Below are 12,224 nucleotides of genomic sequence, written 5' to 3' on the forward strand. Positions count from 1 at the left end.
CGGCCCTCCGCCCTCTGCCTCACCGACGAAGGAGGTGACATATGGCAGGACAGATCAGCCCCACCCGCTCCGCGCTGCTGGCCAGCAAGGCCAGCCTGAAGACCGCGTCCGGCGGCGCCGACCTGCTCAAGCGCAAGCGCGACGCATTGATCGGCGAGTTCTTCGCGCTGGTCAAGGACGCCCTCGCGGCGCGTGAACAGCTCTCGGGCGTCTCCAAGGGCGCCTACACCAGCCTGTTCGGCGCGAAAGCCTGGGACAGCCCCGAGGCCGTCGAGAGCCTCTCGCTGGCGGGCAGTTCCGACTACCAGATCGACATGCAGATCGAGAACCTGTATGGAGTGAAGGTGCCGAAGATCAACGTGCCCGAGCGTGCTCAGGCCAGCGCCTTCAGCCCGATCAACGTCGGCGCCCGCACCATCCAGGCCTCGACCGACTTCGGCGGCGTGCTGGAGGCCATCGTGAAGGTCGCCGGCACCGAGACCAAGCTGCGGCGCATCGGCGAGGAGATCAAGAAGACCTCCCGCCGCGTGAACGCGCTGGAGCAGGTCGTGATTCCGGGCATCGAGGCGGACATCCGCTTCATCCGCTCGGTGCTCGACCAGCGCGAGCGCGAGGCGGGATTCACGCAGAAGAAGATCAAGGCCAAGATCGAACTGAAGAACAAGGTCGCGCGGGAAGCCCTGGCCGCGACGAGCCACGGTTCGGCTGCGGACTGAACCAGAGCGGGAAAAAGAAGGCCGCCCTCCGTCTGGGGGCGGTTCTCTTTTCTTCTGATAGGAAGTGGTACGATTCATACCACTATGACGACCATCCAACGAGTGAAGGTGACCCACACCCTCTCACGCCAGACGCGCGAGTCATTGAAGCAGCTCGTCGAATCCGGGGCCGTGAGGGACGCCAGCAGCTTCATCGAGGAGGCTGTGCAGAGAGCCCTGAGCGAGCGCAAGTTCCGCACTCTGGAACTGGAGCTGACAGCCTTCGACGACCCGGCCCACGTGGCGGCAGTGGCGGCGGCCGGTGACGACGGCCTGGACGACATCGCCACTGAGCTGCGGCGTGACTGACTGGCAGGGTTGTCAGCGGGGCGAGGTCTGGCAGGTGCAGTTCAACCCCTCTCTTCGAAGCGAGGGCAAGGACGAACATCCGGCGGTGATTTTGAGCATCGATCAGCTCAACCGCTCGCGGATGCCGCTGACCACGATCATCCCGTTCACCAGCGCCGTGCCACGTTACGAGGGGATGCTGAATGTGCGCGTGGAGCCGGATGCCAGCAACGGCCTGACTAAGATCAGCTGGGCGCAGCCCCACATGATCCGCGCCGTGAATCGCGAGCTTCGGCTGGTGCGTCGGCGCGGCGCTCTAGCCGAAGCGGACTTCGCACGCATCCAGGAAGCCGTGCGGGACGTGCTGGGGTTGTAAATCTACACCACCCCGTCATAGGTCTCATCCAGGCTCAGGCGGCGGCCCAGGCAGGGCAGGTCGATGTGGCCCTCGCCCTGCAGGTCGCTGAGCACCCAGCGCTCGCCGTCGCGCCCGTAAGCGTAGACACGCCGCTCGCTCTGCTCCACGATCAGGTAGGTCTGAAGGCTGGGAATGGTGGTGTAGATGCCGTGCTTGCCGAAGCGGTCATGGCTGGCGGTGCTCTCTGAAAGCACCTCGACGAGCAGGCATGGCGAGGTTTCCGCGTGGGGGCTGCCATCGTCGGGCTCCCACACCAGCATGACATCTGGATAGACGAAGGCGCTGCCCTCGACGACCAGCTTCATATCGTTCTGATAGAGGTGGCCCCCGGCTTTCCGGGCGTTCTGATACAGAGTGCCGAAGATGTTGCCTCCGATCAGCGTATGCCTCTTACTCGCCCCAGCCTGCCCGTGTAGGGGATACAAGAAGCCGCCGACATACTCGCGCTTTACGGGGCTTTTTTTTCCGTCCGCAGGTACTCCTCCACGCTCGTGGCCCTGATCGCGGAGTTGGACATGGCCTCATGGTACCGCCCCTCAATCGGCGGCGGGTCTCCCCTCCTCCATCAGCTCCCACACCTTCTGCGCCGTGACGGGCAGTTCGGTGATCCGCACCCCCACAGCGTCCCGGATGGCGTTGGCGAGGGCGGCGGCCCCGGCGGTGATGGGCGGCTCGCCCACCACGCGCGCCCCGAACGGCCCGTGCTCGGAGGGCCGCTCGACGATCACGGTGGTCAGAGGCGGGATATCCGTGGCGGTCGGGAAGGCGTACTCCATGAAATTCGGGTTGGTCAGGCTGCCGCCCGCGAAGTTCAGGCCCTCGTACAGGCCGATCCCCAGGCCCTGCGCCATGCCGCCGTGCATCTGTCCCTCGACCAGCAGCGGGTTCAGGGCATAGCCGACGTCCTGCACGATGACGGCCTCCAGCGGGGTGACGTGCCCGGTGGCCGGATCGACCCGCACGCGCACGAGCTGGGCCGTGAAGCCGGGCGCCCCGGCCTTCATCGCGGCGCGGCCCTCGGCGACCACCGGGCCGGGGCCGCCGGGCGTGCTCTGGCCACGCCGGGCGAGCTGCCCCAGCGTGACGCTCTGGCCGGGCACCCCCTTCACGCGGGCGTGGCCCTGCGCGAGTTCGATGTCGTCGCGGTGGGCCTCGAAATGCGTGGCGGCGAGGTCGAGGAGCTGCTCCCTGACCTGCGTGCTGGCGTCCAGCACCGCGCCCGACAGGCTGACCGTGACCTGCGAGCCGCCCGAGCCGGGCGCGAAGGGGCCGCTGTCGGTCGTCCCCTGCACGATCTCCACGCTGTCCGGGTCGACACCCAGCGTCTCGGCGGCGATGAGCACCATGCTGGAATGCACGCCGCTGATATCCACGCTGCCCACATGCAGGCGCACGGTGCCGTCGGTGTCCACGCGGCACACCGCGCCGGCGGGCGAGAAGGCGCCGGGCCAGCCGCCGATGGCGAGGCCCACGCCCTCGTTCGCAGCGGTGCCCCGCGACTGCCACAGCCCATGCTCGCGCACGCGCTCCAGACAGTCTTTCAGGCCGATGTCGGGCCAGGGGCGGCCGGTGCCGGTGGAGTCGCCTGCGCCCACCGCGTTCAACAGGCGCAGCTCCAGCGGATCGTGGCCGAGGGCGCGGGCCAGTTCGTCCACGGCGGATTCCAGGGCGAACAGGGCCTGCGGCATGCCGGGCGCGCGGTAGGCCCCGGTGGGGGCGCGGTGCAGCAACAGTTCCTGGGTCTCGATCCGCACGTGCTCGCAGCGATACATGCCGCCGATGACGGTGGCGATGATGCCGGCGTGCCCGAAGCGGAAGGCCCCGTTCTCGATCACGGCCCGCACGTCCAGACCCACGATCTTCCCGCTCTGGTCGGCTCCCAGGCGCACGCGGATGGTGGTGCGAGGGGCGGGCATGGTGGTCAGCATGTCCTCGGTGCGCGAGAGCACCATCCGCACCGGGCGTTCCACGCGCAGGGCGGTGGCCGCCACCAGCGCGTCGATGATGCCGTACTTGGCGCCGAAGCCCCCGCCGACCGTCATGGGTTCCACGCGCACGTCGCCCACGCGCAGGCCCAGGGCGCCCGCGACCTCGCTCCGTACCGTGTACTGGCCCTGGGTGCTGGTGTAGACCGTGACCTGACCGGGCCGGCGGCCGGGTTCCGCGACCACGGCGTGCGGTTCCAGGTACGCCTGATGCACGGCGGCGTTGGTATACGTACCCTCGACGACCCTGTGGGCACCCGCCAGGGCCGCGGCCGCGTCTCCGCGCTCGAAGACGCGCTGCTCGTCGATGTTCGAGGGCGCGGCCGCGCCCTGGGCGCCGGCCTCCCCGCCGTGCAGGCTCGCCAGACTGGCCTCCGACTTCGGGACGCCCTGGGGCCACACCAGCACCTCGTTGGTGAGGGCCTGCGCGGCGTCGTCCACGCTGGGCAGCACCTCGTAGTCGATGTCCAGCAGCGCGGCGCCGTCGGCCGCCTGGGCGCCTGTGTGCGCCACGACCACCGCGACCGCCTGCCCCGCGAAGACCACCTCGCCCGCGGCCAGGATCATGCTGGGCCGCGAATGGGCCACACGGCCCCCGTTCAGGTCGTCGGCCGTGAGCACCGCGACGACGCCGGGTACGGTCAGCGCAGCGGAGGCGTCAATGCCCACGATGCGGGCGTGCGGGTAGGGCGAGAGCACGGGGCGGGCGCACAGCAGACCGGGCAGCCCGACATCGGCGGCGTAGCGAGCGCGGCCCCGGACTTTTTCCAGGCCGTCGATGATCCTGCGGCGTTTGCCGAGATAGGTGGTGGGCGTCGTCACGGGAACCTCCTGGGGGTCAGAAGGGGAGTCTACTTCCCAGTCCGTGCCGGGACTGTCGGACTGGGCTCGGTGGGCGACGGGTCGGGAGGAGTGCCTGGGACGAATGCCGAACTGAAAGCCACTTGACGAAGCAGCAGAACGACCGTCAGGCACACCGGTTGAAGATGTGCCTGAGCGGGGGAAGTCCAGCGTTTCCGGGGGTGGTGGATTTGATGGCGCTGCGGACGACCCCTCCGCCCCTCCGGGGCACCTCCCCTTAAAAGGGAGGCAAGGAAAAGACCCAGTGGCACGCCTTTCGTGGCTCCCTTTTTAGGGGAGCTGGCTGCGAAGCAGACTGAGGGGTCGCCCGCGAGCCACACGCACAGGGCAAGCGTTCAACTCTGCGATTGCCCCGTGCGTACGACTCCTACCGCGTCTGTCGTTCCAGCTCCTGCTGCACTACTGCCGTCTCTTCCAGAAAGGTCAGCTTCTGGAGGGCCGGGATGGAGTTCACCAGCACGGTCTGGGCCTGGCGATCCAGCCCGAAGACCATGCCCACAGCAAACAGTACCAGCACGACCCCGAAGGCCTGCTGGATGCCCGCCAGACGACCCAGCAGCGCGGGCCGATGCAGCAGCTTCCGGCCGCCCCACATCACGCCCAGCATGGGCACGGCCACGCCCAGGGCGTAGGCCAGCGTGGCGGCGAAGGCGAAGCCTGTGACCTGACCGCTCAGGGCCAGGGTGGTCACCGATGCCAGGATCGGCCCGACGCAGGGTGTCCAGACCACGCCCAGGGTGGCGCCTACCAGCATGCCGCCCAGGAAACCGTCACCGTCCCTGCCCCGGCGCTGGGGCACGGCGCGGGCCATCACCAGCTCGAAGCGCGTGTGCAGCGCGGGCAGAGCCAGGGTCAGGCCGAAACCCAGGAGCAGCGCCACGGCCACCCAGCGGATCACGTCCGGACTGAGGTTGAGCGCCCCCACGATGCTCGCCAGGAACAGCGTGAGCAGCACGAAGCTGCCGATAAAGCCCACGATGATGCCCGGCGGCCGGCCCCGCCCCCCGACGGTGCCGGACAGCAAGACCGGGAGCACCGGCAGCACGCAGGGCGAGAGCACGGTGAGCACGCCGCCCAGGAACGCCACGAGAATCAGGAGCATAACGACCGGCCGGAGACTCCGCTCCATCCCCTGCGCTGCGCTCCGGTAATTCCACTCCGCTCCGTGATCACTTTTCCTTCTCTGCTTCGCAGCTCTGCGAGTCCCTTCGGTCGGGCACCTGCGGCGCCGGAATTCACATCTTCTTCGCAGCGGCGGCGTTGGCCATGATTTCCTTCAGGCCGCCGCCCGCCCACTTCTTCAGGGCCTTGCCCTGCGCGTCGACCAGCACGAAGGTGTGCTGGTAGGTCACGGCGTACTGCTTCTTCAGCGCCGTTTCCTTGTCGTAGTCGGTCTTGAAGATGACCACGCCGGCCGGCAGCTTCGCCAGATTCTTGGTGATATCGGCGTCGGCGCCCTTGCAGTTGGGGCACCAGGTGGCGTGGAAGAACAGCACGCGCACGCTGCCCTTCGCGGCGTCGAAAGCGGCCTTCGAGTAGACCTGATAGCCCTTCGTCATCTTGTCCATGCTGCTCGTGTCGTGCCCGGCCATATCGGCAGGTTTCGTCATGGTGTCGGCAGGCTTGACCATCGTGTCGGTGGCCGGCTTGGTCATGCTGGCGGCGGCGGTGGCGGCGATCAGGGCGGCGGTCAGGGCGGGCAGAAGAAACTTGTTCATGGGGAACCTCCGGGGGTCGGGAACTCGGGCGCAGGCGGGGTGCTCTGTCCTCTGGTGGTGATACGGGGCGCAGACCACCAAAGGTTCAACGCTGCCCTTCGACGCTGGAGGTGGTCTTCAGGTCGCCGTCCAGCACGCGCAGGCCCCGGCCGCCCTCGGCCACCGCGAAGCCTCCGCCGGGCAGGCTGACCACGTCCATGGGGTGGGTGACACTGACCCGCTCGACCTGACCACTGGACAGGCTGACGCGGGTGACGGTGCCGCCCCGATCCGTCAGCAGCGCCACGTCGCCATTCACGCCCAGCTTGTCCGGGTGGCCGCCCACCGTCCAGACCTTCTCGACCTCGCCGTCCAGAGACAGTCTCAGCAACCGGCCGGTCACGTCCAGCGCCAGCACGCCGCCCCGTACCTGCTCCAGCGCGACCGGCATCCCGCCGACCTTCACACGTTTCCGCACTGCCAGCGTCCGGGGGTCGAGCAGGCAGACCTCGCCGCTCAGGTGGTGGGTCACGAACAGGTGTCCACCCGCCAGCAGCACGCCGTCCATCACGTCGGCCAGGGGCATCCCGGCTTCCTGCGCCACGGTGATCCGGACACCCTGATCGAGCGTCCCGACCTCGCCGCGCACGCTCTTGAAGTACACGCGTCCCCCGTCTTCGCCCGTGCTGGCAGTCAGACCGGCCACGCCGTCGGGCACGGGATAGGTCTTCAGGATTTTGAGGGGGCTTGGCTGCACCTCCAGCACGCGGTCGTTCGCGGCGTCGGCCAGAAAGACCCGCTCGCCCAGACGCACGCCCTCGGTGAACCAGGAGGCCTCGCGGCCGCCCGACCCCAGGCTGGCGGTGACCCGTCCGCCCTCCACCACGCTGAGGGTGCCCGCGCGGTCGTTCGACGCGATCAACAGCGACCCGCCCGTGCTGACGACCACCGCCGGGTCGGGCAGCGTGGAGGCCACCGCGCCACGGGGCGTGAGCAGGCTGCCCAGAACCAGCAGACCGCCCATCGCCGCCGCCACACCCAGCGCCGCCGGCCACCAGCGTCGGGCCGGACGGGGTGTTTTCCGCGCCGCCTCCAGCACGTTCGCCTTCAGGGCGTGGGGTGGGGCGACCTCCGGAACGCCTTGCAGCAGAACGGATTCAAGGTCGCGCAGCAGGGCGAGGTGGGCACGGCACTCCGCACACCCGGCCAGATGCGTCTGGGCGGACTCGGAGAGCACTGTTCCGGTCTCGACATGGAGTTCCAGCTCGTCCTGCACCTGCCCATGCACGTCTAGTCCAGCCATACGCTCACCTCCTCTCCCAGCACGCGTTTCAGGTGCTTCAGGGCATAGCTCAGGCGGCTTTTGACCGTCCCCACCGGCACGTCCATGGCGTGGGCGATCTCCTCGCGCGTCTGCCCGCGCAGGAAGGCGCGCTCCACCGACTCGCGGTGCGTGGGCGACAGCTCGTTCAGGGCCGCCTGGATACGCTCCCGGCGCTGGGCCGTCTCGGAGCCGTGCACCGGGCCGGGGCGGGCGTCGGGCAGGGGCAGCTCGGCGCCCTCGTCGGTGTAGAGCGGCAGGGTGGCCCGCTGGGCGCGCAGGCGATCCAGGCCCCGCGAGCGCGCCATGACCAGCAGGTAGGCACGCAGGCTGGCGCGGGCCGGATCGAAGGCGTCGGGGCGCTCCCACAGGCGCAGGAACACGTCCTGGGTGACCTCCTGGGCGCTGGCGTGATCCAGCAGGCGCATCAGCACCCCGTACACGGCGCCCGCGTGCCCGTCGTAGACCTCACCCAGCGCCGCCTCGTCGCGGCGGCGCAGGCGCGCGACCAGCGTCACGTCGTCCACCGACCGGGCCGGTGGGGCGGCCAGGGTCAGCGGACGGGGGTCAGTCATGAGCGCCCATGTCACACCCATAGTACGGACAGGGCGGAGCGGGGGGTTCAAAGGGGAACTGCAGGCCAGAAAAACCCCCCGCACCGGGCGGGGGGTTTCCAGAGAGGATCCGGATTCAGGCGGTCGTCTGGGGCATCGGCTGGGCCGCGCCGCCGACCCGCGCCACCGCGTCGCGCACCACGTCGCCGGTGATCAGTTCCTGGCTCAGCAGGGCCTCGGCGACCTCGTTCATGGCCACGCGGTACTCGGAGACGATCTCGCGGGCCCGCTCGAAGGCGCGGTTCAGGATGCGCTTGATGTCCTCGTCCACGAGCTGCGAGGTGTGCTCGGAGAAGGCCTTGGGCTTGGTCATGTCCTCGCCCAGGAACACGGGGCCGGAATCGGTGACCAGCGCCATGTTCTTGAAGTTGTCGCCCATGCCCCACTCCAGCACCATCTTGCGGGCGATGTTGGTCGCCTTGCGGAAGTCGTCGGCGGCGCCCGAGGTCACGTTGCCCATGAAGACCTCCTCGGCCGCGCGGCCACCCAGGGCCACCACGAGCTGGTTCTCCAATCTCTCCTTGCTCATCAGCACCTGTTCTTCGGGCAGGTAGAAGGCGGCGCCCAGCGCCCGGCCACGCGGGATGATGGAGACCTTCTGGAGCTTGTCGGAGCCGGGGATCACGGCCGCCGTGACGGCATGTCCGGCCTCGTGGTAGGCGATGGCCTTCTTCTCGGCGTCGCTGATGGTCAGCGAGCTGTTCTCCAGGCCCAGCGTGATCTTGTCCAGAGCGCGGTAGAAGTCGCTCATGTCGATCTGGGTCTTGCTCAGGCGGGCGGCTTCCAGCGCAGCCTCGTTGGTCACGTTCTTGAGGTCGGCGCCCGAGAAGTAGGGCGTGCTCTTGGCGACCTCGTTCACGTCCACGCCGTCGGCCATGGGCTTGTTGCGCAGGTGCACCTTGAGGATCGCCTCGCGCTCCTTGAGGTTCGGCAGGTCGATGGTCACCTGGCGGTCGAAACGGCCGGGGCGCAGCAGGGCGGGGTCGAGCACGTCGGGGCGGTTGGTGGCGCCCAGCACGATCACGTTGCTGGCCTTGTCGAAGCCGTCCATCTCGGACAGGATCTGGTTCAGGGTCTGCTCGCGCTCGTCGTGGCCGCCGCCGATGCCCGCACCGCGCTTGCGCCCGATGGAGTCGATCTCGTCGATGAACATGATGGCCGGGGCGCTCTTGCGGGCGTCCTCGAACAGCGTCCGCACGCGGCTGGCGCCGACGCCCACGAACATCTCCATGAACTCGGAGGCGCTGACCGAGAAGAAGGGCACGTCGGCCTCGCCGGCAATGGCGCGGGCCAGCAGCGTCTTGCCGGTGCCGGGAGGGCCGACCAGCAGCACGCCCTTAGGAATCTCGGCGCCGATCTGGTGGTACTTGCCGGGGTTCTTCAGGAAGTCCACGACCTCGATCAGTTCCTTCTTGGCTTCCTCGTGACCGGCCACGTCGGTGAACTTGGTCTGCACGCGGTTTTCCTTGCCGTACTTCTTGGCCTTGCTCTGCCCGAACTGCATGACGCCGTTCTGGCCGCCCTGGGCGCGCATGAAGAAGAAGTACATCATGCCGAACAGCAGGATGATGGGCAGGAAGTTCAGCAGGATGCCGAGCCACTGGCTGGGCGCCTCGAAGCGGTAGTTGACGTTGCGCGCCTCCAGCTGGTTGATCAGCGTGGAGTCGGGCGTGGCCGCCGAACCGGGCAGCCGCACCGAGAAGTTCTCGCGCTCGATCTGGGACGCCCCGCGTGGGCCGTTCACCGCGACCTTGGTCGGTGCCTTGAGGGTCACTTCCGCGTTGTTCTCCCGGATAATGACGCGCTCCACCTGTCCCCGCTCGAGGAGGGATTTGAACTCGTTATAATTCACGCTCACGCGCGTCATGTTCGACGACTGCGAGAACATCAGGAACAGTGCCAGCACGAACAGCACGATCAGCCAGGGATTAAGCCGCCTCAAGAACAGTCCTCCAGAAAGGAAAAGGTGTCGTTGGGGCGCATCCCGCCCCGCGAAGTTGAGTGTACCAGACTCAAGGTAAGCCAACTGTCCCCTCCCACACCTGCGCTTGAGCGTTCGGCAACCTGGCCCGGCCGCCCGCGGTTCACGCTGGCTTAACCCCCGCCCGTACACTGGGCCCTGTGAGATCCACCCCATGAGACTGCTGTTCGTCGAGGACGACCCCCGGATCGCCGAACCGACCGTGGCGGCGCTGCGCGAGGCCGGCTACGGCGTGACCTGGGAGCGCACCGGAGACGCCGGCCTGGAGGCGGCCATGCTGGGCGACTACCCGCTGGTGGTGCTGGACGTGATGCTGCCGGGCTTGGGCGGCTTCGAGATCGCCCGCCAGCTGCGCGCCGGGGGCGTGGAGTCCGCCGTGCTGTTCCTGACCGCGCGCGGCGAACTGGGCGACCGCGTGCAGGGCCTCGATCTGGGCGGCGACGCCTACCTCGTCAAGCCGTTCGCCATGCCCGAGCTGCTGGCCACACTGCGCGCCCTCTCGCGGCGCGAACGCGGACAGGGGGCGCCCGTCCTGGCCTTCGGTGGCGGCCGGGGGCGGCTCGACACGGTGGCCCGCACGGTCAGCTGGGACGGCCAGGAGGTCGCCGTGACCGGCCGCGAGTACGCGCTGCTGGACGTGCTCTCGCAATCCCCGGAACGCTGGTTTACCCGCGAGGAACTGCTCGACCGCGTGTGGGGGCCGGAATTCGGCGGCGAACCGCGCATCGTGGACGTCTATATCCGCTACCTGCGCCGCAAACTGGCCCCCGAGGCCATTGCCAGCGAGCGCGGCCGGGGCTACCGGGTCGAGAAATGAGTCCCCTCCGCCTGTTGCCATCTGCTCTCTGCCATCTGCTTTCCACCCCATGCGCCTGACCCTGCGCGCCCGGCTGGCGCTGTGGGCCGCGCTGGCGACCGGCGTGGCGGTGGTGCTGGTGGCGGCGGGGCTGTTCATCGCGGTGAATACCTTCTTGCGCCAGGCCCAGGTCGAGCGCCTGCTGAGCGCCACCAGCGCCGTGCAAGACCGGGTAGAAAACGCCCTGAACCGCCCCCCCGACGAGCTGGGCCTCGACGAACTGCTCTCCGGAACGCTCTCGCAGCAGGAGCTGGAGCGCATCTCGGACGCCGATCCGCAGACCCGCAACATGGAACTGCGCCTCGTGAGGGTCGGCCCACGGGGGCAGATCGTCACCGTGACGGGCACACCCAGATTTCCGCCGAACGTGCCCGTGAACCTGCGCGTGCAGCTGTACCAGTCCGGCACCATCCTGATCGCCGACCGGGTGCTGCGCGGCGGCAACGCCATCCTGACGGTCGTGACCGATGCCCGCGTGCTGGGCGACGCACAGCGGGCCTTCACGCGCGCCCTGACCTGGCTGCTGCCGCTGGCGCTCCTGATCTCGCTGGCGGTGGGCTGGACGGTGGCGGGCCGGCTGCTGCGCCCGGTACGGACGCTGGAGAACGCCGCGCGCACGGTGGGCGACAGCGGCGACCTGCGCCGCCCCCTGCCCGGCGCGGGACAGGGCGACGAACTCTCCCGCCTGGCCCTGACCCTGCAGGGCAGTTTCACGCGCCTGGCCGACGCCCGCGACCGCGAACAGGCCTTCCTGCGGGCCGCCGCGCACGACCTGCGTTCACCGCTGACTGCCCTGACCGCCCGCGTGGAGGGCACCCTGGCCTATGACCGCGACGCCGAGCGCTACCGGGCCGACCTGCGTGAGATCGGCACCGACATCACCCGGCTGTCCACGCTGGCCAACCACCTGCTGCTGCTGGCCCGCGACCCCGCCGCGCTGGGCCGCGCCCCCGTGCCCCTGCGCGACCTGGCCGCCGACGCGGTTGACCGGGCCCGCGAACTCGCTCCCGACGCTGACGTGGATCTGCACGCCCCGCAGGAGGTCACGGTGTCTGGCGACCGCATCCTGCTGGGGCAGGCCATCTGGAACCTGACCACCAACGCCGTGCGGCACGCGCCGGGGGCGACCGTGAGCGTCCGGGTGGACACAGACGGCGGCCTGGCCCGCGTGACCGTCCACGACGACGGCCCCGGCGTGCCGGCCGGGGTACTGGCCCGGCTGGGCGAGGCCTTCTACCGCCCGGAGGAGAGCCGCTCCGGCGAGGGTCACGGCCTGGGGCTGGCGCTGGCCCGCCGGGCCGCCGAACTGCACGGGGGGACGCTCCGGCTGGAGAGTGCGGAGGGGCAGGGCTTCACGGCCACCCTGGAGGTGCCGGTGGAGCGGAGGGCTGTCTCGGAGATGTGAGCGCTGTGGTGGATCTCCGTCTCCGGTGGCCGACTCCGGTAGC

The 12,224-nt window shown here is 69.2% G+C and carries 12 protein-coding genes; 5 read left to right on the forward strand and 7 right to left on the reverse strand.

The window, feature by feature from the left end:
- Positions 1 to 41: 41 nt before the first annotated feature.
- The 3 genes from CVO96_RS07095 to CVO96_RS07105 all read left to right on the forward strand — a co-directional run bounded on the left by CVO96_RS07095 (position 42) and on the right by CVO96_RS07105 (position 1,419).
- Positions 42 to 716 carry a V-type ATP synthase subunit D gene (locus tag CVO96_RS07095; RefSeq protein ID WP_103311620.1) on the forward strand — a complete coding sequence of 225 codons (675 nt, stop codon included), beginning with the start codon at positions 42 to 44 and terminating at the stop codon, positions 714 to 716.
- Positions 717 to 800: 84 nt separating this feature from the next.
- A complete protein-coding gene (locus tag CVO96_RS07100) occupies positions 801 to 1,064 on the forward strand; it encodes a hypothetical protein (protein ID WP_133161759.1) in 264 nt (87 codons plus the stop codon).
- The gene (locus CVO96_RS07105; protein ID WP_165795226.1) at positions 1,057 to 1,419 is read left to right on the forward strand and encodes a type II toxin-antitoxin system PemK/MazF family toxin; all 363 of its coding nucleotides are present in this window, start codon (positions 1,057 to 1,059) and stop codon (positions 1,417 to 1,419) included. The genes CVO96_RS07100 and CVO96_RS07105 overlap by 8 nt, the downstream gene beginning before the upstream one ends.
- 2 nt (positions 1,420 to 1,421) lie before the next feature.
- Here CVO96_RS07105 and CVO96_RS07110 read toward each other — a convergent pair whose 3' ends face one another.
- The 7 genes from CVO96_RS07110 to ftsH form a co-directional block, all read right to left on the reverse strand.
- Positions 1,422 to 1,886 (reverse strand): Uma2 family endonuclease, encoded by a 465-nt coding sequence (locus CVO96_RS07110; RefSeq protein WP_243398204.1) that lies wholly within the window; start codon positions 1,884 to 1,886, stop codon positions 1,422 to 1,424.
- Between the two features lie 111 nt (positions 1,887 to 1,997).
- Positions 1,998 to 4,268, reverse strand: coding sequence for a xanthine dehydrogenase family protein molybdopterin-binding subunit (locus CVO96_RS07115; RefSeq protein ID WP_103311623.1), 2,271 nt, complete (start codon positions 4,266 to 4,268; stop codon positions 1,998 to 2,000).
- Between the two features lie 406 nt (positions 4,269 to 4,674).
- Positions 4,675 to 5,409, reverse strand: a complete 735-nt coding sequence (locus tag CVO96_RS07120) for a cytochrome c biogenesis CcdA family protein (protein WP_165795227.1) — start codon at positions 5,407 to 5,409, stop codon at positions 4,675 to 4,677.
- Positions 5,410 to 5,542: 133 nt separating this feature from the next.
- Positions 5,543 to 6,025 (reverse strand): TlpA family protein disulfide reductase, encoded by a 483-nt coding sequence (locus CVO96_RS07125; protein ID WP_103311625.1) that lies wholly within the window; start codon positions 6,023 to 6,025, stop codon positions 5,543 to 5,545.
- An 85-nt stretch (positions 6,026 to 6,110) separates the two neighbouring features.
- Positions 6,111 to 7,307: a hypothetical protein gene (locus CVO96_RS07130; protein ID WP_133161760.1), complete on the reverse strand. Its 1,197-nt coding sequence runs from the start codon at positions 7,305 to 7,307 to the stop codon at positions 6,111 to 6,113.
- Positions 7,295 to 7,900 (reverse strand): sigma-70 family RNA polymerase sigma factor, encoded by a 606-nt coding sequence (locus CVO96_RS07135; protein ID WP_165795228.1) that lies wholly within the window; start codon positions 7,898 to 7,900, stop codon positions 7,295 to 7,297. Before CVO96_RS07135 ends, CVO96_RS07130 begins: the two co-directional genes overlap by 13 nt.
- A 115-nt stretch (positions 7,901 to 8,015) precedes the next feature.
- The gene (ftsH, locus tag CVO96_RS07140; RefSeq protein WP_103311628.1) at positions 8,016 to 9,881 is read right to left on the reverse strand and encodes an ATP-dependent zinc metalloprotease FtsH; all 1,866 of its coding nucleotides are present in this window, start codon (positions 9,879 to 9,881) and stop codon (positions 8,016 to 8,018) included.
- A gap of 193 nt (positions 9,882 to 10,074) precedes the next feature.
- On the opposite strand from ftsH, the gene CVO96_RS07145 reads away from it, so the two are divergent.
- The gene (locus CVO96_RS07145; protein WP_103311629.1) at positions 10,075 to 10,737 is read left to right on the forward strand and encodes a response regulator transcription factor; all 663 of its coding nucleotides are present in this window, start codon (positions 10,075 to 10,077) and stop codon (positions 10,735 to 10,737) included.
- Positions 10,738 to 10,786: 49 nt separating this feature from the next.
- Complete coding sequence (locus CVO96_RS07150; RefSeq protein ID WP_103311630.1) at positions 10,787 to 12,181, forward strand: sensor histidine kinase; 1,395 nt, start codon at positions 10,787 to 10,789, stop codon at positions 12,179 to 12,181.
- Positions 12,182 to 12,224 lie beyond the last annotated feature (43 nt).

The organism is Deinococcus koreensis, from assembly GCF_002901445.1.
GTDB lineage: Bacteria > Deinococcota > Deinococci > Deinococcales > Deinococcaceae > Deinococcus > Deinococcus koreensis.